This is a genomic window from Kutzneria buriramensis, assembly GCF_003387475.1.
GTDB lineage: Bacteria > Actinomycetota > Actinomycetes > Mycobacteriales > Pseudonocardiaceae > Kutzneria > Kutzneria buriramensis.
Map to the genome: position 1 here is coordinate 445,482 of NZ_QUNO01000002.1, position 24,120 is coordinate 469,601.

Below are 24,120 nucleotides of genomic sequence, written 5' to 3' on the forward strand. Positions count from 1 at the left end.
ACGCATCGGGCGCGGTGGGCGTCTAGCGGTTCGATGTCCCAGTCGTTCGATGAGTTCGTGCACGAGCACCAGCAGGCCCTGGTCCGCTACGCCACGCTGCTGGCGGGCGGGCAGGGCGACGCCGAGGACCTGGTGCAGGAGGTGCTGATCCGGGTCTACCCGCGGTGGGAGACGCTGGAGGGGTCGGCCTATGCCTACGTCCGGCGCGCCGTGACCAACGAGTTCCTGTCGTGGCGGCGGCGCTGGAGCACCCGGCACATCCGGCCGACCGACGAGCTGCCGGAGGTGCCGGTCGGTCTCGACTGGCACGAGCCGGACCAGCGGCTGTGGGCTGAGCTGCGAAAACTCCCCCGGCAGCAACGAGCGGCGGTCGTGCTGCGTTATTACGAGGACCTGACCGATGCGGAGACGGCCGAGCTGATGGGCTGCCGCGAGGGCACCGTGCGGGCGCACGTCAGCCGGGGCCTCGCGTCGCTGCGGTCGGTGCTGGGGACGTCGGAGCGCGCGTGGAGGGGCCATGAGTGACGAGGAGGACGAACTGCGGCGGATGCTCGCGGCTCGGGCCGACCGGGTGCACTCGAGTCTCTCCGGGCCGGCGATCCGCGCGCGGGCGCAGGCCCGGCGGCCGATCCGCCGCTACGCCCCGGTGCTGACCGCCGCGGCGGTGCTGGCCGTCGTGGTGGTGATCGGTTTCGTGCTGACGCAGCGCGGCGGGTCGCCGAACCCGGTGCGGCAGGTGCCGCCGGCCGCCACCGTGACCACGACGACGACCACGGAGCCGGTCCAGATCACGCCCACGTCGACCGTCTCGCCCACGGAGACGACGACCACGCATTCGCAGGCCAGCAGCACGACCGCGATCAGCACCTCGCGTTGAGACTTTTTTCGCGACCGCTGCAACAGATCCGGCGCGGGCCGCATGGAAGTGGTGTCAGATCCTTTGATCGAGAGGACACCTCATGCGTATCCCCGCTGTGCTGCGGTCCCGGAAGGCCATCGTCGCGGCGGCCGTGACCGTGGGCGTGCTGGGGGCCGGGACGGTCGCCATGGCGGCGACCTCGGCCGCCGGCGGCGCGCCGACGCCGACCGCGCCGGTGACGACGATCCCGGTCACGGCGCTGCCGACCACCACGATCGTCACCTCGCCGGCGTCGGGCCCGACCGAGACCACCCGGTCCGCCCCGCAGACCACGCGGACCGTGGGGCCCACCGAGACGACGCGGACCGCTTACCCGACGGAGACCACGAAGTCGGATCCGCAGCCGACGACGACCGTCTCCGAGCCGCAGAGCACGGTCACCACCTCGCCGGCGCCGGAGTCGACGACGGCGTACCCGACGACGACCGTCAAGCGCTGATCGGCTCGGCAGGGTGTTCGGCGGCTAGGGGTCGCCGAACACCTTGCCCGGGTTGAGGATTCCGTGCGGGTCCAGGGCGTTCTTCACGGCTCGGTGCAGGTCCAGCACCGCCGGGCTCAGCTCCTTGACCAGCCCGGGGCGTTTGAGCAGGCCGACGCCGTGCTCGCCGGTGACGGTTCCGCCCAGCGCCAGCGCGTCGGCGATGATGTCCTCGAACGCCGCCTGCGCGCGGGCCTTCGCGGTGTCGTCGTCGGTCGGCGTGATCAGCAACGGGTGCAGGTTGCCGTCGCCGATGTGAGCGATGTTCGCGATCACCGTGTCGTGCCGGACGGCGGCGGCCTCGATCCGGCCCAGCATCTCGGCGATCTTGCCGGTGGGCACGCACACGTCCTCGGTGAGCACCGGTCCGAGCCGCTCCAGCGCCGGGTAGGCCAGCCGGCGGGCGGCGAACAGGGCGTCCGCCTCCGCCTCGTCCGTGGACATCGCCGCCCAGGTCGCGCCGGCCTGTTCGAAGCACGCCAGCATCGTCGCCGCCTCGGCGTCGTCGGCGGTGTCGGTGCGCCCCAACAACACCACCTCCGCCTCGGCCGACAGGCCCATGTTCTTCCACGCGTCAACGGCCTTGAGGCAGTGCTTGTCGACCAGTTCGAGCGCCGAGGGCACCACACCCGCGGCGATTACTGCCGCCGCCGCTTCGCCGGCCGCGGTAATCGACGAGAAGTACGCCGCCACGGTTCTTTCCGGGGCTCGCTTCGCGCGCAGCCGCACGGTGATCTCGGTGATCACGCCGAGCGTGCCCTCCGAGCCCACCATGAGCCCGGCGAGGTCGTAGCCGGCGACGCCCTTCGCGGTCCGCCGGCCCAGCCGGACGATCTCGCCCGTGCCGGTCACGATCTGCATGCCGAGCACGTAGTCGCGGGTGACGCCGTACTTCACGCAGCACACCCCGCCGGCGTTGGTCGCCACGTTGCCGCCGATCGTCGACCACGGCGAACTGGCCGGATCCGGTGGGTACCAGAGGTTTTGTCGGGCCGCGGCCGCCCGCAGGTCGTCGTTGACCACGCCGGGCTCGACCACCGCCAGCCGCTCGACCGGGTCGATCTCGATGATCCGGTTCAGCTGGTCCATGGCCAGCAGCACGCAGCCCTCGACCGCGTTCGCCCCACCCGACAGCCCTGTGCCCGCGCCGCGCGTCACCAACGGTATCCGGTGCTTGATGCAGTGTCTGACCACCGCTTGCACGTCCTCCGCGCCGCGCGGCCGGACGAGGGCGGCCGGCAATGCGTACGGGGCCCATTCCGCCTCGTCGTGGGCGTAACTCCGGAGCACATCCGGGTCGGTGATGGTGAGTTCCGGCAACAGGTCGTCGATCATCACGGATCCATGTTATTCTAGGAGGGCATGTCGACCAGTGATATGCGTTTCCTCATCAGAGAAGTCCGTCTTTTCGACGGCGTCGCCGCACGCCCTTCGGCCAACGTCCTGGTGCGGGACGGCAAGGTTCTCGACGTCGCCGCCGAGGCTCCCGAGGGCTGGCCGGTCGTCGAGGGTGCGGGCAGAACCCTGTTGCCCGGTCTCATCGACTCGCACACGCATGTGCGTCCCGGCCGTTTGGAGCAGGCCGTTCAGTTCGGCGTCACCACCGAGCTGGACATGTTCGCCGATCCGGCGCAGGTGGCGGAGTTGAAGCGCAAGGCCGCCGCCAACCCCGAGATGGCCGACCTACGGTCCGCCGGCATCGGCGCCACCGCGCCCGGCGGCCACCCGCGCGTCGGATTCCCTGACCACGCCAGGATTTCCTCGCCGTCGGAGGCGGATCAGTTCGTCGCCGATCGGGTGGCCGAGGGGTCCGACTACCTGAAGATCGTCGTCGACAACGGCATTTCGCGGAAGGATGTCCTGCCGTCCTTGGACTCTGCGACCGTAGCCGCATTGGTGAAGGCGGCGCATGGGCATGGCCTGCTGGCCGTGGCGCATGCCACCGACCAGGCGGCGGCGGTGATGGCGTTGGACGCCGGGGTGGACGGGCTCGCGCATCTGTTCGTCGATGGGCCTCCTGCGGCGGATTTCGGCGTGGGGAAGGCGTTCGTCATTCCCACGCTGACCGTCTTGAATGGACTGTGGGGTGATCCGGCCGGGAGCCGGGCGCTGCTGGCGGATCCCCTTGTGCGGCCTCACCTGGACTACGAGTCCGTTGCTGTGCTGGGGCATGGCGGGTATGCGCCTGCGGGTTACCGGCAGGGTCCGGAGTTCGCGGTTGAGGCATTGCGGCAGGTTCGGGCGCAGGGTGCCAGGGTGCTCGCCGGGACCGACGCCTCGGCTCCCACCGTCGCGCATGGTGCCAGCCTGCACCAGGAGTTGGCGCTGCTCGTGGAGGCAGGGTTGACGCCGCTGGAGGCGTTGGCCGCGGCGACTTCCGTGCCGGCGGAGGTGTTCGGGCTCGCGGACCGGGGAGTGGTCGAGGCCGGTCGACGGGCGGATCTCGTTCTGGTGGACGGGGATCCGACCGTGGACATCCTGGCGACTCGGGCGATCGTCGGGGTGTGGCGGGGCGGCGTGAGAGTCCGGTGATCGGGTAGGGCGGTGGACCTGCCTGGCGTGGCCGACGTTGGTCGCGCCAGGCTTGGCCTCGGGCGTCTCTCGCTAGGGGCGCAGGGTTGCCAGCGAGCGGTCGAGGTCGGCGAGGGTGTTGGCGCCGAGCAGCCGCATGGTGCGCTCCAGCTCCTCGCGGAGGATGGAGATCACCTTGGCGACGCCGGGCTCCCCGGCGGCGATCAGGCCGTACACGTAAGGACGCCCGATGAGGCAGGCTTTGGCGCCGAGGGCGAGGGCGGCGGCGATGTCGCCGCCGGACCGGATGCCGCCGTCGATGAAAACGTCGAGGCGGGAACCCACGGCGTCGGCGACGGCGGGCAGGAGGTCCAAGGGGGCGGGGAGCGGTCCAGTTGGCGGCCGCCGTGGTTGGACAGGACGATGGCGTCGGCGCCGAAGTCGGCGGCACGGACGGCGTCGGCGACGCCCTGGATGCCCTTGACGACGAGGGGACCGGACCAGGTCTCGCGCAGCCAGGCCAGGTCGGACCACTTGAGGTCCCGGGCGAAGTTCCGCGAGCCGAAGTCGAGGAAGGTGGCCGGACCGTGGCGGGGAGGCAGGCTCAGGCGATTGTGCGCATCCCGAATCCGGTTGCCGGGAACGGGAGTGTCGACGGTCAGCACCAAAGCCCCGCAACCCCGCGCACGGTCGATCAGCTCCTTGGTGAAGCCCCGGTCATCCCACACGTAGAGCTGGAACCAGAGGTTGTCGCAGCGGAGAACCTCCGGCGCGGTGGTGCCCATTGTGGACAGTACGTACGGAATGCCGGCGGCGGTGGCGGCACGGGCGACGGCGGGCTCGCCGTCGGGGTGCATCATCCGCGTGTAGCCGGTGGGGGCGAGGACCAGCGGCAAAGACGCCGGCTGGCCGAGGATGGCGGTGGCGGTGTCGGCCTCGCCGCCGACCAGCACCCGCGGGTGGAACTCGACCCGGTCGTACGCGGAACGGTTGCGGTGCAAGGTGATCTCGCCGTCCGAGCCGCCGTCCAGATACTCGAACACGGCCTTGGGCGCCCGCTTCCTTGCGGCGGCACGGAGATCGGAAACCGTGTGCGCCCGCTTGACGGGATCCAGCTCCGGGCGGCGCGGCAGGAGCCGGAGTTCCCACAAGCGGGGCACACGTCGGGTCATGCCGCCAAGTCAAGCACGGTACGCCAAGCAGTTTTCAGCTCCGCGGGGGCGAAATCGGGGCTGCGCCAGGCGATGACGAAGTCGGGGCGGACGAGGACAGCGCCCTCGACCGAGACGCCGTACGCGGCGAAGAACTCCGGCTCGTCGAGCACGTGCACTGCGATCGGCAGGTCGGTGTCGCGCCACGCCGCGTTGCCGGTGAGCAGCACGAAACCGCGGCCCAGCAACGAGGTGGTGGACCCGGCGCCCAGCTTGACGTACGGGGCACGGACGCCGGGACGGCCGGTGGGCGCGGCGGGATCCTCCAGCAGGTCGCCGGGATCGCCGGGCTCGGCGACGATCGCGCCGCCGAGTTGCCGGTAGCCGAAGAACAGCGAACTCACCGGCGACACCGGGGCGGGCAGGTCGTCGACGGGCGCGGTCGGGCGGCCGCGCTGGGTGAACAGCAGGAACTGCTGGTCGGCCAGGATCTTCGAGTACGGGCGGCGCTCCGGATCGTGGCTGGCCAGCAGCCCCGGCCCGGCCTCGCCCCGGGTGACCATGGCCAGCTTCCACGCGATGGAGAACCCGTCCATGATCGCGGTGTTGCCGCCGAACGCCCCGGTCGGCGGCATCAGCCGGGCGGCGTCGCCGACCAGGAAGACCCGCCCGTCCTGGAACCGTTCCGCGACACCGTGCACGGTCCGCGACGAGGTGTCCGGCAGCGCGTGGATCTTCGGCTCCAGGTCCGGAACGCCGGTCGCGGTGCGGATGATCTGCATCCAGTCCAGCGGGCCGTCGACGGCCGAGACGCCGATCGCGTACCGGCCTGGCACGTCGGTGCCGACCAGCACGCCCGCGCCGCCGGGCAGCTCCGGGTTGAGCAGGTACGCGAGGAACACGCCGTGATCGGCGAGATCGGCGTCGAACAGCGTGCCCGTCCCCTCCGCGAGCACCCCACGTCCGATCATCTCGATCCCCAGCGACTCGCGGATCGGGCTGCGGTGCCCGTCGGCGGCGACGAGGTAGTCGACCTCGAGGGTCTCCGAGACGCCGGTGTCCAGGTCCCGCAGCACGGCCGTGACGCCGTCCCGGTGCTGCGCGAAGGACACCAGCTCGGTGCCGAACCGCAGATCGGCGCCGAGTTCTCGGGCCCGTTCGGCCAGGATCGGCTCCATCCGCTCCTGGCTCAGGTCGGCCCACCCCGTCGGCGAGAAGGCGCTGAAGTCGGGCTGCGCCACCATGATCTCCTCCAGCACCGGGCCGGCCAGGCTGACCGCCCGGAGGATCTTGAACGCCCCGGCCGGGTCCGACGCCGCCCGTACCCGGTCGCCGACGCCGCCCACCTCGAGCGCCTCCAGGACGTGCGGGAACTGGCCCCGCGCCTTCGGGTGCACCGACGTCGTCGCGTGCCGCTCCACCAGCAGCGGCGGCGCCCCGTGCAGCCCCAGGAACAGCGCCGTCGACAGCCCGGACAGGCCCGCGCCCACCACCAACACACTCATCTGACGTCCCCCTCGAACAGTGTTTGTTCTGACGAACACTGTTTCTAGTCGCGAACGGTGTTCGTGTCAACTAGAGTGTGGACGTGCCGCTTCCGGAACCACCGTGGCGAAAGCCCGTGCGCCAGCAGCTCAGCCGCGAGCTGATCGTCGAGACCGCGCTGGAGATCCTCGACCGGGAGGGCATGGACGCCCTGAGCATGCGGCGCATCGCCACCGAGCTCGGCACCGGCGCGGCCTCGCTGTACGCGCACGTCAGCAACAAGGAGGAGCTCCAGGAGCTGCTGCTCGAACGCGTGCTGTCCCAGGTGCAGCGCGAGGAACCGGACCCGGACCGCTGGGCCGACCAGCTCCGCGAGCTCTGCCGGCGGACGGTCGACGCGCTGGTCGCCCACAACGGCATCGCCCGCGTCGCACTGGCCGCGATCGTGCCGACCGGCGAGGCAGCCCTCGACCAGGCCGAAGCGATGCTCGGCCCGCTGCGCGCCTCGGGGCTGCCCGACCCGCTCGTCGCCGTCGCCTTCGACGTGCTCAGCCTCTACTGCACGGCCTACGCCGTGGAGGCCAACGCCATGCGCAGCGGCGAGTTCACCGAGGCCCAGGTCCTGGAACGCACCCAGCAGCTGTCGCAGTACATGGCGGCCCTGCCGGCCGACCGCTTCCCGGCGCTGCTGGCCATGGGCCCCCTGCTCGGCGCCGCTGACGGCGAGCAGCGCTTCCAGGCCGCCATCGATCTGATCATCGCCGGCGTCGAAGCCCTGGCCGCCCGCGAGTCGCGCGCGAGGTCGCGCCGGCCTCTGGACCGCGGGCTCAGCTCGATCGAGTCTGTTCATCGATCGAGCTGAGACAAGGGAAGAGGCCGGCTTGGAAGCGACCTCGCCCCGCGCGGAACGCGCGGCACAAGCACTGTCACACCGAATGTAGGTCTCAGGCAGACCCTCGAAAAAGATCTTCGAGGAAATGTCGGCGGGGGTGTCGGATCGGTGCGGTGGCGTTCGTAGCAGGGGTGAGGCCGCCCGCACGAGGCGGCGCCGAGGCTGAGGAACCGCGATCATGAAGCTGACGACCATGACCCAGATCACCCTCGACGGCGTGACGCAGGGCAACGGCGGCACGTCCGACGAGGACCGCCGGAGCGGATTCGAGCGCGGCGGATGGGCCCGGGGCGCGGGTGACGACGACACCAGGGCGTTCATCACGGAGACCTACCAGCGCGCCGACGCGTTCCTGTTCGGCCGCCGCACCTACGACTTGTTCGCCGGCTCCTGGGGTTCGAACGACGAGATGCAGGCCCATCCCATCGGCGTGGCCCTGAACGACGCCCCCAAGTACGTCGCCTCGACCACGCTCACGACGCCGCGGTGGACGGACACGACCGTCCTTCAGGGTGACCTCGCGGCCGCCGTCACCGAGCTGAAGGCCAAGCCGGGCGGCGAGGTGCAGGTACACGGCAGCGGCACCCTGATCCGCTGGCTGCTGGCGCACGACCTGGTCGACGAGATGACCCTGATCGTCGTCCCGGTGGTCGTCGGCCAGGGCGCGCGGCTGTTCCCGGACGCCGGCCCGGATCTCGCGTTCGACCTGATCGAGTCGCGAGTGGACTCGAAGGGCGTGGCGACCCAGGTCTTCCGGCCGACCGGACGCCCCAAGTACTGGACGGCCTGACGTCCCCGACACCACAGGAGAGGATCCTCAGATGCGGTACCTGGTTTCCGTGATCGACGACAAGAGCAATCCCGGCAGCACGGACCGGCAGCCCGCCATCAGCGCGTTCAACGAACGGCTGATCGCCGAAGGCTACTGGGTCTTCGCGGGCGGACTCGCCGGCACCGACACGGCCACGGTCGTCGACAACCGAGGCGAGCACGCGATGATCACCGACGGGCCCTTCGTGGAGTCCAAGGAGTACCTCGCCGGCGTCTGGGTGTGGGAGGCCCCCGATCTGGACGTGGCGCTCAAGCTCGCCACCGAGGCGTCGAAGGTGTGCGACCGGAAGATCGAGGTGCGGCCGTTTCTGTGAACGCGACCGACGCCGTCTCCCGGGCCCACCGCGAGGAGTGGGCCCGGATCGTCGCCGCCCTGACCCGACGCTTCGGCGACCTCGACATCGCCGAGGAGGCGGCTGCCGAGGCGTTCGCGACGGCCGTCGAGCGGTGGCCGGCCGACGGCGTGCCGCCCAACCCCGGCGCCTGGCTGACCACCACCGCCAACCGCAAGGCCATCGACCGCATCCGCCGCGAGAACAAGCGCGACGACAAGCACGAGGAGGCTCGGATGGTGCACGACGACGACCCGCCCGAGCCCCTCGGCGCCATCGACGACGACCGGCTCCGGCTGATCTTCACCTGCTGCCACCCGGCGCTGGCGGTGGAGGCCCGCCTGGCGCTGACGCTGCGCATGGTCGGCGGCCTGACCGTGCCCGAGATCGCCCGTGCCTTCCTGGTCGCCGACAGTGCCATCGGGCAGCGGATCACCCGCGCCAAGGCCAAGATCAAGGCGGCTCGCATCCCGTATCGGCTGCCGTCCGCCGAGGATCTCCCGGCCCGCGTCGCCGGCGTCCTCACGGTGCTGTTCCTCGTGTTCAACGAGGGCTACCTGGCCACCGGCCCCGACACCGACCCCATCCGCAACGACCTGACGGCCGAGGCGATCCGGCTCACCCGCCTCATCCGCGCCCTCCTGCCGGACGACGGCGAGGTCGCCGGCCTGCTCGCGTTGATGCTGCTCATCGAGGCCCGCCGCCCCGCCCGGGTCTCGACCGGCGGCGAACTGGTCGCTCTCGGCGAGCAGGACCGTGGGGCCTGGGACGCGGCGCTGATCGCCGAGGGACACCGGCTGGTGCGCGAGCGCCTCGCCGCCGGCGTGGCCCCGGGGCGCTACCAGATCCTCGCGGCGATCAACGCCGTGCACACCTCCGCCCGCGACGTGCGCGACACCGACTGGTCGCAGGTCCTCGCCCTGTACGACCAGCTCGTACGTCTCGACTCCTCACCGGTCATCGCCCTCAACCGGGCCATCGCCGTCGCCGAGATCGACGGCCCGGAGGTGGCGCTGGCGGTTGTCGACCGTCTCGAGGAACGGTTGGCCGGCTATCACGCCTACCACGCCACCCGCGCCGATCTGTTGCGCCGGCTCGGCCGCGGCCGGGAGTCACGCGCGGCCTACGACAAGGCCATCGACCTGGCCGGCAACTCCGCCGAGACGGCCTACCTCACCCGCCGCCGCGACCAGCTAGGCGCGCCCTGAGACGCGGTCGATCCACTCCGTGATCAGCTCGTCCAGTACGGAAAGCGGCACCGCGCCCTCGCTCAACACCACCGCGTGGAAGTCCCTGACGTCGAAGCGATCGCCCAGCGCGGCCTCCGCCTTGCGCCGCAGGCGCTGGATCTCCAATCGCCCCACCATGTACGCCAGCGCCTGCCCGGGGACGGCCAGGTAACGGTCCACTTCGGACTCGACGTGGTGCGGCGCCATGGGAGTGTTGGCCAGCAGGTAGTCGATGCCCCGCTGGCGTGACCAACCCTGAGCGTGCAGGCCCGTGTCGACGACGAGCCGGCCGGCGCGGGTGGAGTCCATCATGAGCATGCCCAGCCGGGCGAGATCGTCGGTGTAGAGGCCCATCTCGTCGGCGAGACGCTCCGAGTACAGCCCCCAGCCCTCCCGGTACGCGCTCACGGACGCGGTGCGCCGCAACAGGGGCAGGTCGGTGCGCGTCTCGGCGCCGGTGACCTCGAAGTGGTGTCCGGGCACGGCCTCGTGGAAGGCGAGGGCCTCGATCTGGTGGCGGGGCGTCTCGGCGGGCCGGTCGGTGTTCACGTGGAACGTGCCGGGGCGGGAACCGTCCAGGGACCCGTGTCGGTAGGCGCCGGGCAGCGTGGATGTCGACGGGGGAAAGGCCCGCACGTCGCACACGGTCGACGGCACCTGGTGGAACCAGTCGGGAGCAGCGCGCTCGGCACGGCGCACGGTCGCCGTCGCGGCGGCGATCATCTCTTCGGCGTTGGACCACCGCAGTGCCGGATCGTCCCGCAGCCGCCGGAAGATCTCCGGCAGCTCGTCGGTGCCGAACACCCGTCGACCGAGCTCGACGTAGTCATGGGCGAGGTCGGCGAGCACGTCCAGACCCATCTGATGCAGCTCGTCCGGCGTCAGCGAGGTCGTGGTGTGGGCGCGTACCGCCGTCGCGTACCGCTCAGAGCCGCCGGGCAGCCAACACAAGCCGGCGTGCTCGGTGTCCCGTCCATGCGGCAGGACCTCCGTCGCCAGGAAGTCCCGGTACTCGGCGATCGCCGGTGCGACAAGCGAGGTCACGACCGGCCGGCACGCCTCCGAGCGGACGAAAGTGTCCACGGTGGCCAGACGGACGTCGAGGTTGGCGATCGCGGCCTGTACGAGGTGCGTCAGCGGTGTGAGCCCGGCGGCCAGGCCGTCCCGCTGCCGCTGCGCGACTGTCGCCAGGAACTCCGGCAGGGCGGCCAGCCGCTTGGGCAGGTCGTCGTTCAGCGGCACGTCGTGCAGGGCCGACAGCAGGCCGGCCACCGGCGTCAGCAGGTAGTCGGAGACGGTGAACTCGATCCAGCGGCCCTCGATCTGTCCCGCCAGCACCGCCGCCTCGTGGGCGATGGTCCGCTTGGTGATTCGGTCCGTGGTCGACAGGTCCTCGTCCGGCACGGCGGCGGCCCGCGCCGCGAGCCCCGCGACCGAGGCGGCGAACGCCTCCTCGGCCGGTCGGCTGTAGTCGGTGAGCCGGTCGTCGTGGCCGGGCACGCCGGCGAAGCTGGCCCCGATCGGGAACCGCGCCAGCACCAGGTCGAAGAGCTCGTCGGCCAGCTCGGCCAGCGGTGACATCGAATCCCCCCGTCACTTGCTGCCAGCGGGGGAGCCGCGACGGCGCTCAGGACTGGCGTTATGCTGATATACCTCGGTTCCCCCGACGGCGACCCTACCGGGCTCGCCTGATCTCCGGGTGGGGCCGGCGGGACACCCCGATCGCCGCGGCCACCCCTACTCGCGGCCCGTCCGGGCGACGCCTGGATCGGTCCAAGGTTGGATTCTCCGCCCTGCATCTGCGGCGACTAACCGAGTGTCCCAGACGTACGTCCGGCCATGTGCACGTGCCCGGCCGCACGACCGCCATGTAACCCTGTGACCTGCGGATTCGATATCCCCGTCGACGGATCCGGTCGGTCCGATACACCAAGATCCGGCGCCGCGGCGGATCTGTCACCCCAAAGTAGGTTAGGTGTGCCTAACCTACTAGAGGACCCCTATAAACCCGACATAAGATCCCTAAACTTGGTTGAGTCCAAGGTTGCTCTGCGGCACAGTGATATTGACCACAGCGAAGTGGAGACCCGAAGGAAACCAACGGTCATGAGACCTGGGGAGTGAGAGAACCATGGGACGACTGGACATCGACGACAGCCCGCGCACCTGGAGCTGGAACTGGGGCGAGGACGAGGGCGACGGCCCGCAGACCCCGCAGCAGAGCCTGGTCTGGGACGCGGACCGCGAGGACGGCTACGAGCCGCTGATCATGCGCGGCTTCGACTAGCGGAACCGCCTGCTGGACTCCCGGACCACCAGCTCCGGGGGGAAGACCACGTGATGATGGACGTGCTCCCGCGGCGAATTCGTTTCTCCCAGAACGAGTTCGGCGGCGCGTCGGCCGAGTGACCGGCTCGGCTGCCGCACCGAGGTGAGGGGCACTGCGGCAGCCGCCGCGAAATCGATGTCGTCGTACCCGACGATGGCGAGTTCTCCGGGCACGCGCACACCCGCGCGAACCATCACCTGGAGCACGCCGAGCGCGAGCAGGTCGTTGGCGCAGAACAGCGCGTCCGGCCTGCGCGTCCCGGCGAGCACCCGCTCTCCGGCATTGCGGCCGGAGGCCACGTTCATCGCCGCCACCTCGACCACCCGCAGCCCGTCGGGGTCGCGCCCGGCCGCCACGAGCGCGTCGCGCGCCCCGTCCAGGCGCTGCCGGCACTGGGCGATCGACAGCGGACCCGTGACCATCGCCAGCTCACGGTGCCCCTCGGCCAGCAGGTGGTTGATGGCGAGTGTCCCGCCGATCCGGTGGTCCACCGACACCGAGCAGGCGTCCGCGACGTCGGCGTGCCGGTCCAACAGGACCACGGACACGCCTCGGTCGCGCAGCCGGCGCACCGGCTCCGGCGCGGCGTCGACCGGTGTGATCAGCACCCCGTGCACGCGCTGCTCGGCGAGCAGTTGCAGGTGCCGGTCCTGGCGCTGCTCGGACTCGTCGCTGTTGCAGAGGATCACCATGTGCCCGGCGTCGCTGGCGGCGTCCTCGGCGCCCCGGGCGACATCGGTGAAGAACGGGTTGGACACGTCCGGCACGACCAGGCCGATCGCCCGGGCGGTGCCGGTGCGCAGCTGGCGCGCGGACTCGTTGCGCACGAAGCCGAGTTCCTCGATGGCGGCCAGCACCTTGCGCCGGGTCTCGTCGGCCACCACGTCCGGCCGGTTGAGCACATTGGACACGGTGCCGATGGACACGCCGGCCAGCGCCGCGACGTCCTTGATGCTCACGGCTGACGACACTCGTCCTCCCCAACCGCCTCAAATCGTTTCAACGGAGCATAGCCCCCGCTCAACCTTGTGATACTTGACACAATTGGGTGTTGCGGGCATGCTCTGAGCGACGCGAATTGAAACGATTTAACGGGAGGCGCCCGTGGTCATCGCCCTGGCGGAGGTCAGCAAGTCCTTCGGCGCCGTGCGGGCGCTGCGCGAGGTCTCGCTGACGTTGACCGCCGGTCGGGCGCACGCGCTGCTCGGGGAGAACGGCGCCGGCAAGTCGACGCTGATCAAGGTGCTGGCCGGCGTGCACCGGCCCGACTCCGGGCAACTGCTGCTCGACGGCGCGCCGGCCCGCTTCGCCTCGCCGGCCGACGCCAAGGCCGCCGGCGTGGCCGTGATCTACCAGGAACCGACCCTGTTCGGGGACCTGTCCGTGGCCGAGAACGTGGCGATGGGCCGGCACCCGACCCGCCGCGGCGGCATGATCGACGTCGCCGCCATGCGTGAGCAGGCCGAGGAGCTGTTCGCCCGGCTGGGCGTGGACATCGACCCGAGACGCCCCGCGCGCGGCCTGTCCATCGCCGACCAGCAGCTGGTGGAGATCGCCAAGGCGCTCGGCTCGGACGCCCGCGTGATCATCATGGACGAGCCGACGGCGGCGCTGTCCGGCACCGAGGTGCGGCGGCTGTTCGGCGTGGTCGGCGCGCTGCGGGAGCACGGCGCGGCGGTGCTGTTCGTGTCGCACCGCATCGACGAGGTCTTCGAGCTGTGCCAGGAGGCGACCGTGCTGCGCGACGGCGGCTTCGTCTGGTCGGGGCCGCTGCACGAGCAGACGCCGGACAGCGTGGTGCGGCTGATGGTCGGCCGCGACCTGGACGCCCTGTTCCCCAAGCAGGAGGTCGCTGCGGGGGAGACCGTGCTGTCGGTGCGGCGGCTGACCCGCGAGGGCGTGTTCACCGACGTCTCCTTCGACGTGAAGGCCGGGGAGATCCTGGCACTGGCCGGGCTGGTCGGGGCCGGCCGCAGCGAGATCGCCCGCGCGGTGTTCGGCGTCGACAAGCCCGACGGCGGCCAGGTTCTGGTGCGGGGCAAGCGGATCCGCGCCGGCTCACCGGGGGCGGCGATGAGCGCCGGCATCGGGTTCGTGCCGGAGGACCGCCGGCAGCAGGGCCTGGTGCTGGACGCGTCGATCGAGCGCAACGCCGCCCTGGCCTCGCTGAACCGGTTGTCCCGCCTCGGTTTCGTCCGCAGCCGGGACGAGCGGTCGCTGGCCCGCGACTGGGCGGTCAAGCTTCAGCTCAAGTTCGCCCACCTGACCGACCCGGTCGCCGTGCTGTCCGGCGGCAACCAGCAGAAGGTCGTGCTGGCCAAGTGGCTGTCCCGCCGGCCGGCGGTGCTGATCGTGGACGAGCCGACGCGGGGCATCGACGTCGGCACCAAGGCCGAGGTGCACCGGCTGCTGTCCGAGCTGGCGGCGCAGGGCGTGGCGATCCTGATGATCTCGTCCGAGCTGCCGGAGGTGCTCGGCATGGCCGACCGGGTGCTGGTCGTGCGCGAGGGGCGGACGGTCGCCGAGCTCGCCCGGGCCGAGGCCGACGAGGAACGCATCGTGCTGGCGGCGACGGGGGTGGCGGTCGCATGAGCGGCACCCAGGACCTGGCCCTGCCCGAGCGCCGCCGCCGGGCCGGCGGCGGCATGACCGCCGTCCGAGAACTGGGCATCCTGATCGCGCTGGCGGTCGTCGTCGGCGTGACGGCGCTGGTGAACCCGCTCTTCCTGAGCGGGCAGGGCATCCGCGACCTGCTGCTGAACGCCTGCCTGGTGGCGCTGCTGACCGTCGGCCAGACGATGGTGGTGATCACCCGGAACGTGGACCTGTCGGTGGGCTCGGTGCTCGGGTTCTCCGCCTTCCTCACCGGCGACACGTTCTCGGTCGACCCGGCGCTGGCGATCGTCGTCGGCATCGGGGTCGGCGCGCTGTGCGGGCTGCTCAACGGCGCGCTGGTGGCGGCCGGCAAGGTGCCGAGCCTGGTGGTCACCCTCGGCACGCTGTACGTGATCCGCGGCCTCGACTACGCCTGGGCGCAGGGCCGGCAGATCAACGCCGCCAACCTGCCGGACGGCTTCCTGGCGCTGGGCAGCGCCGGCGTGCTCGGCGTCCCGTACCTCGTGATCATCACGGTGATCGTGCTGGCCGTCGCCGCGCTGCACCTGAGCAGCTACCGCAGCGGCCGCGAGCTGTACGCGATCGGATCCAACCCGGAGGCGGCGGTGCTGGTCGGAATTCCGGTGGGGCGCCGCGTGTTCACGGCGTTCCTGGTGTCCGGCGCGGTCGCCGGCCTCGCCGGCGTGCTGTGGGCCGCCCGGTACGGCACGGTCGACGCCACCGCCGGCACGGGCCTGGAACTCCAGGTGGTGTCGGCGGTCGTGGTCGGCGGCGTGGCGATCTTCGGCGGCAGCGGGACCGTCGTGGGTGCGGCGCTCGGCGCGTTGCTGCTGACGACGATCGGCAGCGCGCTGGAAGTCCTGCACATCACGGCGTTCTGGCAGCAGGCGATCACCGGCGCGCTGCTGCTCGCGGCGATCGCCCTGGACCGGGCCGTCGCGCTGCGGCAGGCCGCGGCGCTGCGCCGGCAGTCGAGGGGAGTGAGCGCATGAAACGCCTGTTGCGCTGGGAAAGCGCCCTGTTCGTGCTGCTGGTGCTGATCGCGGTGATCGGCTCGGCCGCCACCGGCGGCCTGTTCCTCACCGGCAACAGCCTGTTCCACCTCGGTCTGGACGTCGGTGAGATCGCCCTCATCGCGCTGCCGCTGACGCTGGTGATCGTGGCGGCGGAGATCGACCTGTCGGTGGCGTCGGTGCTGGGCCTGTCCAGCGCGCTGATCGGCACGCTGTGGAACGCGGGGTGGCCGCTGGAGGCGATCCTGCCGTTCGTGCTCGTCGTCGGGGCGTTGTGCGGGGCCTTCAACGGTTTTCTGGTGACGAAGCTGGGCCTGCCGTCGCTCGCGGTCACCATCGGCACGCTCGCGCTGTACCGGGGTCTGGCGCTGGTCGTGCTCGGCGACCAGGCCGTGGCCGACTTCCCCTACAGCTACACGCAGTTCGGCACCGCGCCCATACCCGGCACCTGGATCCCTTACCCCATGGTGCTTTTCGTGCTGCTGGCGGTGGTCTTCGGGTTGCTGCTGCACGCGACGGCGTTCGGGCGCGCGGTGTTCGCCATCGGCGCCAACGAGGAAGCGGCCCGGTTCTCCGGGATCCGGGTCAAGCGGACCAAGCTCATCCTGTTCACGCTGACCGGCGCGGTCTCCTCGCTCGCCGGCGTCGTCTACACCCTGCGGTTCGTCAGCGCCCGCGCCGACAACGGCACCGGCCTGGAGCTGGCCGTCGTGGCGGCCGTGCTGCTCGGCGGCGTGTCCATCTTCGGCGGCCGCGGCACGATCTTCGGCGTCATCCTCGCCGTGCTGGTGCTCGGCGGCCTGCGCACCGCGCTGATCCTGGGCGACACCTCGACGGAGGTGCTCACCCTGGTGACCGGAATCCTGCTACTGGCCAGCGTGCTCGCGCCGGCCGTGACCAAGCGTCTGACGAGAGGCACCTCATGAAACGAACGGTCATCGTGCTCTCGGCCGCCCTGCTGCTGGCGGCCCCGGCGCTGACTGCCTGCGGTGGCACCACGAAGAACAACTCCGGCGGCGACACCGGCGGCGGCCAGACGCAGACCACCGCCAACCCGAACGCGACCAGCGCCAAGGACCTGAAGATCACCTTCCTGCCCAAGCAGGTCAACAACCCGTACTTCACGGTGGCGCAGGGCGGGGCGCAGAAGGCGGCGCAGGCGCTGGGCGAGCAGTTCAAGGCCACCGGCCCGTCCGACGCCGACGCGTCCTCGCAGGTCACCTACATCAACACGGCCTCGCAGCAGGGCCAGAACATCCTGCTGCTGGCGGCCAACGACAGCAACGCGGTCGCGCCGGCGCTGAAGTCCGCGCGGCAGCAGGGCATGAAGGTGGTGACCTTCGACTCGGACGCCGCCGCCGACTCCCGGGACGTGTTCATCAACCAGGCCACCGCGCAGTCGATCGCGCAGAGCCAGGTGAAGCTGATCTCCGACGCGATCGGCGGCGCCGGCGAGATCGCCATCCTGTCGGCGACGGCGAACGCCACCAACCAGAACGCCTGGATCGCCATCATGAAGCAGGAGCTGGCCAAGCCGCAGTACGCCAACCTCAAGCTGGACGAGATCGCCTACGGCAACGACGACGACCAGACCTCGTTCCAGAAGACGCAGGGCCTGTTGCAGGCGCATCCCAACCTCAAGGGCATCATCTCGCCGACCACGGTCGGCGTCGCGGCGGCCGCGCGCTACCTGGACTCCTCCTCGTACAAGGGAAAGGTCGCGCTGACCGGCCTGGGCACGCCCAACCAGATGCGCAAGTTCCTCCAGGACGGCACGGTCGGCTCGGTCGAGCTGTGGGACCCGGCCCAGCTGGGCGAGCTCGCCACGTACGCGGCGGTGGCGCTGGCCTCCGGGCAGATCACCGGCAAGCAGGGCGAGAAGTTCAAGGCCGGCGAGCTCGGCGAGTACACCATCGGCGCCAACGGCGAGGTGGTGCTCGGCGACCCGGTGACCTTCACCAAGGACAACGTCGACAAGTACAACTTCTGACACATGGGGAGAGCTGCCGTGGAAGGCGTGAAGGCGCAGCTGCGCGGGCACCGGATCGAGACGCCGTCGTGGGCCTACGGCAACTCCGGCACCAGATTCAAGGTGTACGCGCAGGCCGGCGTGCCGCGGACGCCGCAGGAGAAGATCGCCGACGCGGCGAAGGTGCACGAGCTGACCGGGGTCGCCCCGAGCATCGCGCTGCACATCCCGTGGGACCGGGTCGACGACTATCCGGCGCTGGCCCGCTTCGCCGCCGACCACGGCATCACCCTCGGAGCCATCAACCCCAACGTGTTCCAGGAGGACGACTACCGGCTCGGCAGCGTCTGCAACCCCGATCCCACGATCCGCCGCAAGGCGACCGACCACCTGCTGGAGTGCGTGGAGATCGGGGTGCAGACGGGGTCGACCATCCTGTCGCTGTGGTTCGCCGACGGCACCAACTATCCCGGCCAGGACTCGATCCGGGCCCGGCAGGACCGGCTGGCCGAGGCGCTGTCCGAAGTGTACGGTCAGCTGCCCGACGGGATGCGGATGCTGGTGGAGTACAAGCTGTTCGAGCCCAGCTTCTACACCATGGACCTGCCGGACTGGGGCACCTCGTTCGCGCACTGCGTGAACCTGGGCCCCAAGGCGCAGGTGCTCGTGGACACCGGCCACCACGCGCCCGGCACCAACATCGAGTTCATCGTGGCGCTGCTGCTGCGGGCCGGCAAGCTCGGCGGCTTCCACTTCAACAGCCGGTTCTACGCCGACGACGACCTGATGGTGGGCGCGGCCGACCCGTTCCAGCTGTTCCGCATCATGCACGAGATCGCCGCCGCGGGCGCCCTGGCCCCCGAGGCGAACGTGGCGTTCATGCTGGACCAGTGCCACAACATCGAGCCGAAGGTGCCGGCGATGATCCGGTCGGTGCTCAATGTGCAGGAGGCCACCGCCAAGGCGCTGCTGGTGGACCGCGAGGCGCTGGCCAAGGCGCAGGCGGAAGGTGACGTGCTCGGCGCGAACGCGGCGCTGATGGACGCCTACAACACCGACGTCCGGCCGCTGCTCGCGGAGCTGCGGGCCGAGGACGGGCTCGACCCGGACCCGATCGGGGCCTACCGCCGGTCCGGCTACCAGCAGAAGATCGAGGCCGAGCGGGTCGGCGGCTCGGCGATGGGATGGGGCGCGTGAACCCGGAAGTCGCAGCTCAACACCAGATATCGGCGCTGCTCGACCGCGCGCACGCGATCGGCGCGGACCGGCGCAACACCAACTACGCCGGCGGCAACGCGTCGTGCAAGGCGGTGGACCGCGACCCGGTCACCGGCGGCGACGTGGAACTGATGTGGGTCAAGGGATCCGGCGGCGATCTCGGCACGCTGACCGAGGCCGGGCTGGCCGTGCTGCGGCTGGACCGGTTGCGGGCCATGGTGGACGTGTATCCGGGCGTGGACCGCGAGGACGAGATGGTCGCCGCCTTCGACTTCTGCCTGCACGGCAAGGGCGGGGCCGCGCCGTCGATCGACACCGCCATGCACGGCCTGGTCGACGCCGCGCACGTCGACCACCTGCACCCGGACGCCGGCATCGCGCTGGCGACGGCGGCGGACGGGCCGGCGCTGACCCGGGAGTGCTTCGGCGACCGGGTGGCGTGGGTGGACTGGCGGCGGCCGGGTTTCCAGCTGGGGCTGGACATCGCCGAGATCAAGCGGGCCAATCCGGCGGCGATCGGCGTGATCCTCGGCGGACACGGCATCACCGCGTGGGGCGCGACGCCGCAGGAGTGCCAGGCCAACTCGCTGGAGATCATCCGCCGGGCGCAGGAGTTCCTGGACGCCCGAGGCTCGGCGGAGCCGTTCGGGCCGGTCGTGCCGGCGTGGCAGGCGCTGGCGCCGGACGCCCGCCGGGAGCGGGCGGCGGCGCTGGCGCCGGTGATCCGCGGGCTGGTGTCGACCGATCACCGTCAGGTCGGGCACTTCACGGATTCCCCCGAGGTGCTGGAGTTCCTGGCCGGGACGAAGGCGCCGGCGCTGGCCGCGCTGGGCACCTCGTGCCCGGATCACTTCCTGCGCACCAAGGTCCGGCCGCTGATCCTGGACACCGCGGCGGACGCCGCGTTCGAGGACGTGGTGGAGCGGCTGCGGGTGCTGCACCACGACTACCGCGAGGACTACCGGGCCTACTACGGGCGCCACGCGTCGGCGGACTCGCCGGCCATGCGCGGGGCGGATCCGGCGATCGTGCTGGTGCCGGGCATCGGAATGTTCTCCTTCGGCGCGGACGAGCAGACCGCCCGCGTGGCCGGGGAGTTCTACGTCAACGCGATCAATGTGATGCGCGGGGCCGAGTCGGTGTCCCGGTACGCGCCGATCCCGGAGAGCGAGAAGTTCCGGATCGAGTACTGGGAGCTGGAGGAGGCCAAGCTGCGCCGGCGCCCCAAGCCGAAGCCGCTGTCCTCGCGGGTGGCGTTCGTGACCGGCGGCGGGTCCGGCATCGGCCGCGCGACCGCCCTGCGGCTGGCCGCCGAGGGCGCGTGCGTCGCCGTCGCGGACCGGGATCTCGCCGCGGCGGAGTCGGTGGCCAAGGAGATCGGCGACGCGGCGGTGGCGTTGCAGGTCGACGTCTCGTCGTCCTGGGCCGTCGAGGCGGCGATCTCCGCCGCCTGCCTGGCGTTCGGCGGCATCGACCTCGTGGTGAACAACGCCGGCCTGTCGATCTCGAAGCCGCTGGTGGACACCACCGACGAGGACTGGGACCGTCAGCACGGCGTGATGGCGCGGGGGTCTTTCCTCGTGTCGAGGGCGGCCGCCCGAACGATGATCGCGCAGGGCATCGGCGGCGACATCGTCTACGTGGTCAGCAAGAACGCCGTGTTCGCCGGGCCGAACAACGTCGCCTACGGGTCGGCGAAGGCCGATCAGGCGCACCAGGTCCGGCTGCTCGCCGCCGAGTTGTCCGCGCACGGGATCCGCGTCAACGGCGTCAATCCCGACGCGGTGGTGCGGGGTTCCGGGATCTTCTCGTCGGGTTGGGGCGCGCAGCGGGCGGCGGTGTACGGGGTGCCGGAGGAGAAGCTCGGCGAGTACTACGCGCAGCGGACCCTGTTGAAGGAGGAGGTGCTGCCCGAGCACGTCGCCGCCGCGATCTTCGTGCTGGTCGGCGGCGAGCTGTCCCGGACGACCGGCCTGCACGTGCCGGTCGACGCCGGTGTCGCCGCGGCCTTCCTGCGATGACAGGGGATTTCGCGGCCGTCGATCTCGGCGCGTCCAGCGGGCGGGTGATGCTCGGACGCGTCGAGGCCGACGGCCTCTCGCTGCGGGAGGTGTCCCGGTTCTCCTACCGGCCGACGGTTCGGGACGGGGCGTTGCGGTGGGACGCGGCGCTGCTGCGGCGATCCGTGGTGGATGGCTTGCGGGGCCTGGACGTTCGCAGCATCGGCATCGACTCGTGGGCCGTCGACTACGGGCTGCTGGACGCTCACGGTGAACTGCTCGCCGACCCGGTGTGCTATCGGGATTCCCGCACCGACGGCATGGTGGACCGGGTGCGGGTGCCCGCCGCCGAGCTGTACGGCATCACCGGCATCCAGCTTCTGCCCATCAACACCTTGTACCAGCTCATGGCCGATCCGTTGGCGCAGAAGGCATCCACTCTGCTGCTGATCCCGGATCTCGTCGCGTACTGGCTGACCGGCGAGATCGGGGCCGAGCACACCAACGCCTCCACCACCCAACTGCTCGACGTCCACACCGGACAGTGGGCCACGGATCTCATGTCCCGGCTGGGGGTTCCCGTCGGCCTGTTCCCGCCGATCCGCCAGCCGGGCTCGGTCATCGGCGGCAACGTCGTCGCCGTCGGCTCGCACGACACCGCCTCTGCGGTCTACGCCGTGCCGGCCACCACCGATCGCTTCGCCTACATCTCCTGCGGCACCTGGTCGTTGGTCGGCGTGGAGCTGGACCGGCCGGTGCTGACCGCCGACAGCCTCGCCGCCAACTTCACCAACGAGGCCGGCATCGGCGGCACCATCCGGTATCTGCGCAATGTCATGGGTCTGTGGCTGCTGGAGGAGTGCCTGCGGATCTGGGGCCTGGACCGAAATCCATTGCTCCAGGCCGCCGGTTCTCTGCCGCGCCGTGCGGTCATCGACGTGAACGCGCCGGAGTTCCTGCCGCCCGGCGACATGCCCGCCCGGATCACCACCGCCTGTCGGCAGACCGGGCAGCCCGTGCCGGAACAGCCGGCGGAGATCATCCGCTGCATCCTCGACAGCCTCGCCGCCGCCTACCGCGACACCCTGTTGGACGCGCAACGCCTGTCCGGCAAGGAGATCGACGTCGTGCACATCGTCGGCGGCGGTTCGCGGAACGCCCTGCTCTGCCAGCTCACCGCCGACGCGTGCGGCCTGCCGGTGCTCGCTGGCCCCGTCGAGGCCACCGCCCTGGGAAACGTGCTGGTGCAGGCCGGCGTCACCGATCCCCGCCGCCTCGTCGCCGCCACCCAGGAGATCCACCGGTACGAGCCTGGTCAGCCGAAGGTGAAGTCGTAGGCGTCGATGCCCGGCGTCAACGACAGCGTCATGGTCGAGCGCTGGTACGGGCCGTTGTTCACGAGGGTGTAGAGCTTCGGCACGCCGGAGACGGCGATGGTCTGGGTGGTCCTGCCGTCCACCTGGACCGTCACCGTGCCCGAGCCGCCGAGCACGAGGTACACGTACTTGGCCTGGTAGCTGAGTTCCAGCTGCGCACCGGGCCCGGACGTCAGCGACTCGGCGTCGGCGGCCTTCCACGCCCCGGCCAGCGCGAACGTGTCCGGTTGCAGCGCCGGCGGGAACTGGAACATCTGTGTCGAACCCCCGCTCGGCGTCCCGCCGCTCACGTGCAGCGGCGCGTACTGCGACCCCAGGTACGTCTCCGGTGTCTGCTGCTCGGACGGGGTCGTGTCGGCGACCTCGGTCGCCGCCGGCAGGTCCACAGTGGACGATGCGGAGGTCAGCAGCTGCCGGATCAGCTGCTCGGTGCCGGAGTAGTCGCCCTCGCCGAAGTTCACGTGCCGGACGTGGCCGGTGGCATCGACGAGGTACTCGGCCGGCCAGTACTGGTTCCCGAACGCGTTCCACGTCGCGTAGTTGTTGTCCACGGCGATCGGGTACTTGACCCCCAGCGCCGCGGCCTGCGCCTTGATGTTGCCGGTGTCGTGCTCGAAGGCGAACTCCGGCGTGTGCACGCCGATGATCTCCAGCCCCGCCCGGTGGTATGCGGAGTACCACGACTCCACGTGTGGCAGCGTCCGCTGGCAGTTGATGCAGCTGTACGTCCAGAAGTCGATCAGCGTCACCTTGCCGTGCAGCCCGGCCAGCGTCAGCGGCGAGGAGTTGAGCCACGACGTGATGCCGGTCAGGTCCGGCGCCTTGCCGCAGTCCTGGAGCGTCGTCCCGCCGGGCTGGCAGTTCACGCCGGGAACGGTGGCGTTGTCCGTGCCGCCCGAGCCGGCGCCCGGAGTGGTGAGTTTGTGCAGCTGGCCCTGCGCCTCGGAATTGCCCTCCACCGACTGCTGCAACGCACTCGTGTATCCGGGCACCGCCGTCTGCAATCCGTCGGTGAGGTTGAACGCGATCGCCACCGCGACCACCAGCATCACCGCGCCGCTGACGGTACGGAATCCGCGGGCCCGGCTGCGAATGGCGCCGACACGGCGGGTGATGGCATCGCCGGCGACCGCGAGAACGAGCAGCGGCACGCCCGCGCCGACGGCGAATGCGGCGGTCAGCGCCAGCCCGTCGACGCTGAACGTGTGATTGGCGCCGATCACCGCGATGGTCGCCAGCACCGGACCGGCACACGGCACGAATAGCAGTCCGAGTCCGAGACCGAGCACGATTCCGTTGCCGTTGGGATTCACCGGGCGGTTGCCCAGCCGCGCGAACGGCCGTTCCAGCAGATCGCCGAACCGCGGCCAGATCAGGGCCACGCCGATCAGCACCAGTACCGCTATCCCGGCGTCGCGCAACAGGGTCTGCGGCAGCCCCAGCGCGGTCAGCACCAGCGAGCCGAACAGCGTGGACAGCGCGAAACTGAGCACGAGGCCGGCGATCACCAGGTACGGCCGCCATTTGCGGCGCTGGGGGCCGCCGGAGGTGAGCACGACCGGCAGCACCGGCAGCACACACGGGGAAAGGCTCGTGATCACCCCGGCCAGGAATCCCACGACGACCAACGTGACCATGCGTGCAATGCTAGTGCCCGAACACACACCGCCGCGGTTACCGATCTCTTACGGCGGCCGGCGCAAGGGCTGTGCTACGGTACGCGCTTGGCCGGTTTCGTATCGTGATCATGACGATCGGGACCGCTTCTACG

At 70.9% G+C, this 24,120-nt stretch carries 21 protein-coding genes and 1 pseudogene; 16 read left to right on the top strand and 6 right to left on the bottom strand.

From position 1 onward, the window contains the following. Positions 1-33: 33 nt before the first annotated feature. The 3 genes from BCF44_RS06725 (at position 34) to BCF44_RS06735 (ending at position 1,358) form a co-directional block, all read left to right on the top strand. Complete coding sequence (locus BCF44_RS06725) at positions 34-525, top strand: SigE family RNA polymerase sigma factor (RefSeq protein WP_116173255.1); 492 nt, start codon at positions 34-36, stop codon at positions 523-525. Further along, positions 518-877 carry a hypothetical protein gene (locus BCF44_RS06730; RefSeq protein WP_116173256.1) on the top strand — a complete coding sequence of 120 codons (360 nt, stop codon included), beginning with the start codon at positions 518-520 and terminating at the stop codon, positions 875-877. The genes BCF44_RS06725 and BCF44_RS06730 overlap by 8 nt, the downstream gene beginning before the upstream one ends. Before the next feature lie 82 nt (positions 878-959). After that, positions 960-1,358 carry a hypothetical protein gene (locus tag BCF44_RS06735; RefSeq protein ID WP_147328409.1) on the top strand — a complete coding sequence of 133 codons (399 nt, stop codon included), beginning with the start codon at positions 960-962 and terminating at the stop codon, positions 1,356-1,358. Between the two features lie 24 nt (positions 1,359-1,382). Here BCF44_RS06735 and BCF44_RS06740 read toward each other — a convergent pair whose 3' ends face one another. Continuing rightward, the gene (locus BCF44_RS06740; RefSeq protein WP_116173258.1) at positions 1,383-2,732 is read right to left on the bottom strand and encodes an FAD-binding oxidoreductase; all 1,350 of its coding nucleotides are present in this window, start codon (positions 2,730-2,732) and stop codon (positions 1,383-1,385) included. Between the two features lie 27 nt (positions 2,733-2,759). Between BCF44_RS06740 and BCF44_RS06745 the strand changes: the two genes are divergently transcribed. Then, the gene (locus BCF44_RS06745; RefSeq protein WP_246014869.1) at positions 2,760-3,929 is read left to right on the top strand and encodes an amidohydrolase family protein; all 1,170 of its coding nucleotides are present in this window, start codon (positions 2,760-2,762) and stop codon (positions 3,927-3,929) included. A gap of 72 nt (positions 3,930-4,001) precedes the next feature. On the opposite strand, the pseudogene BCF44_RS06750 reads toward BCF44_RS06745, so the two are convergent. Both BCF44_RS06750 and BCF44_RS06755 read right to left on the bottom strand, forming a co-directional pair. Beyond that, positions 4,002-5,080: pseudogene (locus BCF44_RS06750) on the bottom strand (alpha-hydroxy acid oxidase). Beyond that, positions 5,077-6,564, bottom strand: coding sequence for an FAD-dependent monooxygenase (locus BCF44_RS06755; protein WP_116173259.1), 1,488 nt, complete (start codon positions 6,562-6,564; stop codon positions 5,077-5,079). Before BCF44_RS06755 ends, BCF44_RS06750 begins: the two are co-directional and overlap by 4 nt. 83 nt (positions 6,565-6,647) lie before the next feature. Between BCF44_RS06755 and BCF44_RS06760 the strand changes: the two genes are divergently transcribed. From BCF44_RS06760 to BCF44_RS06775, 4 genes are all read left to right on the top strand, one after another. Beyond that, entirely contained in the window at positions 6,648-7,406 is a 759-nt protein-coding gene (locus BCF44_RS06760) for a TetR/AcrR family transcriptional regulator (RefSeq protein WP_147328410.1), read from the top strand. Positions 7,407-7,614: 208 nt separating this feature from the next. Next, positions 7,615-8,226 carry a dihydrofolate reductase family protein gene (locus BCF44_RS06765; protein WP_116173261.1) on the top strand — a complete coding sequence of 204 codons (612 nt, stop codon included), beginning with the start codon at positions 7,615-7,617 and terminating at the stop codon, positions 8,224-8,226. Positions 8,227-8,257: 31 nt separating this feature from the next. Further along, complete coding sequence (locus BCF44_RS06770) at positions 8,258-8,581, top strand: YciI family protein (RefSeq protein ID WP_116173262.1); 324 nt, start codon at positions 8,258-8,260, stop codon at positions 8,579-8,581. Next, on the top strand, positions 8,578-9,807 hold the full coding sequence (locus BCF44_RS06775; protein WP_116173263.1) for an RNA polymerase sigma factor: 1,230 nt from the start codon (positions 8,578-8,580) through the stop codon (positions 9,805-9,807). Before BCF44_RS06770 ends, BCF44_RS06775 begins: the two co-directional genes overlap by 4 nt. On the opposite strand, the gene BCF44_RS06780 is transcribed toward BCF44_RS06775, so the two are convergent. Further along, positions 9,793-11,409, bottom strand: a complete 1,617-nt coding sequence (locus tag BCF44_RS06780; protein WP_116173264.1) for a DUF885 domain-containing protein — start codon at positions 11,407-11,409, stop codon at positions 9,793-9,795. The two genes, BCF44_RS06775 and BCF44_RS06780, sit on opposite strands and share 15 nt — an antisense overlap. 550 nt (positions 11,410-11,959) lie before the next feature. Between BCF44_RS06780 and BCF44_RS55350 the strand changes: the two genes are divergently transcribed. Further along, entirely contained in the window at positions 11,960-12,115 is a 156-nt protein-coding gene (locus tag BCF44_RS55350; RefSeq protein ID WP_170217373.1) for a hypothetical protein, read from the top strand. Here BCF44_RS55350 and BCF44_RS06785 read toward each other — a convergent pair. Continuing rightward, on the bottom strand, positions 12,112-13,128 hold the full coding sequence (locus tag BCF44_RS06785) for a LacI family DNA-binding transcriptional regulator (protein WP_116173265.1): 1,017 nt from the start codon (positions 13,126-13,128) through the stop codon (positions 12,112-12,114). The genes BCF44_RS55350 and BCF44_RS06785 overlap by 4 nt on opposite strands. A 133-nt stretch (positions 13,129-13,261) precedes the next feature. Here BCF44_RS06785 and BCF44_RS06790 point away from each other — a divergent pair, with 133 nt between their 5' ends. The 7 genes from BCF44_RS06790 to BCF44_RS06820 are packed head-to-tail and all read left to right on the top strand — an operon-like array spanning position 13,262 to position 22,310. Beyond that, on the top strand, positions 13,262-14,749 hold the full coding sequence (locus BCF44_RS06790; protein WP_116173266.1) for a sugar ABC transporter ATP-binding protein: 1,488 nt from the start codon (positions 13,262-13,264) through the stop codon (positions 14,747-14,749). Between the two features lie 53 nt (positions 14,750-14,802). Then, entirely contained in the window at positions 14,803-15,765 is a 963-nt protein-coding gene (locus BCF44_RS06795; RefSeq protein WP_116173580.1) for an ABC transporter permease, read from the top strand. Next, positions 15,762-16,712 carry an ABC transporter permease gene (locus tag BCF44_RS06800; RefSeq protein WP_116173267.1) on the top strand — a complete coding sequence of 317 codons (951 nt, stop codon included), beginning with the start codon at positions 15,762-15,764 and terminating at the stop codon, positions 16,710-16,712. The genes BCF44_RS06795 and BCF44_RS06800 overlap by 4 nt, the downstream gene beginning before the upstream one ends. Next, the gene (gene rhaS, locus BCF44_RS06805; protein ID WP_116173268.1) at positions 16,709-17,776 is read left to right on the top strand and encodes a rhamnose ABC transporter substrate-binding protein; all 1,068 of its coding nucleotides are present in this window, start codon (positions 16,709-16,711) and stop codon (positions 17,774-17,776) included. The genes BCF44_RS06800 and rhaS overlap by 4 nt, the downstream gene beginning before the upstream one ends. A gap of 3 nt (positions 17,777-17,779) precedes the next feature. Continuing rightward, positions 17,780-18,952 carry an L-rhamnose isomerase gene (rhaI, locus tag BCF44_RS06810; RefSeq protein WP_116173269.1) on the top strand — a complete coding sequence of 391 codons (1,173 nt, stop codon included), beginning with the start codon at positions 17,780-17,782 and terminating at the stop codon, positions 18,950-18,952. Further along, positions 18,940-20,994 (top strand): bifunctional aldolase/short-chain dehydrogenase, encoded by a 2,055-nt coding sequence (locus BCF44_RS06815; RefSeq protein WP_116173270.1) that lies wholly within the window; start codon positions 18,940-18,942, stop codon positions 20,992-20,994. The genes rhaI and BCF44_RS06815 overlap by 13 nt, the downstream gene beginning before the upstream one ends. After that, on the top strand, positions 20,991-22,310 hold the full coding sequence (locus tag BCF44_RS06820) for a rhamnulokinase (protein ID WP_116173271.1): 1,320 nt from the start codon (positions 20,991-20,993) through the stop codon (positions 22,308-22,310). The genes BCF44_RS06815 and BCF44_RS06820 overlap by 4 nt, the downstream gene beginning before the upstream one ends. Here the strand turns inward: BCF44_RS06820 and BCF44_RS06825 are convergent. Next, a complete protein-coding gene (locus BCF44_RS06825; protein ID WP_116173272.1) occupies positions 22,289-23,986 on the bottom strand; it encodes a cytochrome c biogenesis protein DipZ in 1,698 nt (565 codons plus the stop codon). The two genes, BCF44_RS06820 and BCF44_RS06825, sit on opposite strands and share 22 nt — an antisense overlap. Between the last annotated feature and the right edge of the window lie 134 nt (positions 23,987-24,120).

What these genes read in the sequence shown, in the direction of transcription:
- BCF44_RS06745 (WP_246014869.1), top strand. Translation starts at nt 2,760, where the DNA reads ATGTCGACCAGTGATATGCGTTTCCTCATCAGAGAAGTCCGTCTTTTC.
- BCF44_RS06755 (WP_116173259.1), bottom strand. Translation starts at nt 6,564, where the DNA reads ATGAGTGTGTTGGTGGTGGGCGCGGGCCTGTCCGGGCTGTCGACGGCG.
- BCF44_RS06735 (WP_147328409.1), top strand. Translation starts at nt 960, where the DNA reads ATGCGTATCCCCGCTGTGCTGCGGTCCCGGAAGGCCATCGTCGCGGCG.
- BCF44_RS06795 (WP_116173580.1), top strand. Translation starts at nt 14,803, where the DNA reads ATGACCGCCGTCCGAGAACTGGGCATCCTGATCGCGCTGGCGGTCGTC.
- BCF44_RS06770 (WP_116173262.1), top strand. Translation starts at nt 8,258, where the DNA reads ATGCGGTACCTGGTTTCCGTGATCGACGACAAGAGCAATCCCGGCAGC.
- BCF44_RS06730 (WP_116173256.1), top strand. Translation starts at nt 518, where the DNA reads ATGAGTGACGAGGAGGACGAACTGCGGCGGATGCTCGCGGCTCGGGCC.
- BCF44_RS06815 (WP_116173270.1), top strand. Translation starts at nt 18,940, where the DNA reads ATGGGGCGCGTGAACCCGGAAGTCGCAGCTCAACACCAGATATCGGCG.
- BCF44_RS06800 (WP_116173267.1), top strand. Translation starts at nt 15,762, where the DNA reads ATGAAACGCCTGTTGCGCTGGGAAAGCGCCCTGTTCGTGCTGCTGGTG.
- rhaS (WP_116173268.1), top strand. Translation starts at nt 16,709, where the DNA reads ATGAAACGAACGGTCATCGTGCTCTCGGCCGCCCTGCTGCTGGCGGCC.
- BCF44_RS55350 (WP_170217373.1), top strand. Translation starts at nt 11,960, where the DNA reads ATGGGACGACTGGACATCGACGACAGCCCGCGCACCTGGAGCTGGAAC.
- rhaI (WP_116173269.1), top strand. Translation starts at nt 17,780, where the DNA reads ATGGGGAGAGCTGCCGTGGAAGGCGTGAAGGCGCAGCTGCGCGGGCAC.
- BCF44_RS06780 (WP_116173264.1), bottom strand. Translation starts at nt 11,409, where the DNA reads ATGTCACCGCTGGCCGAGCTGGCCGACGAGCTCTTCGACCTGGTGCTG.
- BCF44_RS06820 (WP_116173271.1), top strand. Translation starts at nt 20,991, where the DNA reads ATGACAGGGGATTTCGCGGCCGTCGATCTCGGCGCGTCCAGCGGGCGG.
- BCF44_RS06825 (WP_116173272.1), bottom strand. Translation starts at nt 23,986, where the DNA reads ATGGTCACGTTGGTCGTCGTGGGATTCCTGGCCGGGGTGATCACGAGC.
- BCF44_RS06765 (WP_116173261.1), top strand. Translation starts at nt 7,615, where the DNA reads ATGAAGCTGACGACCATGACCCAGATCACCCTCGACGGCGTGACGCAG.
- BCF44_RS06740 (WP_116173258.1), bottom strand. Translation starts at nt 2,732, where the DNA reads ATGATCGACGACCTGTTGCCGGAACTCACCATCACCGACCCGGATGTG.
- BCF44_RS06725 (WP_116173255.1), top strand. Translation starts at nt 34, where the DNA reads ATGTCCCAGTCGTTCGATGAGTTCGTGCACGAGCACCAGCAGGCCCTG.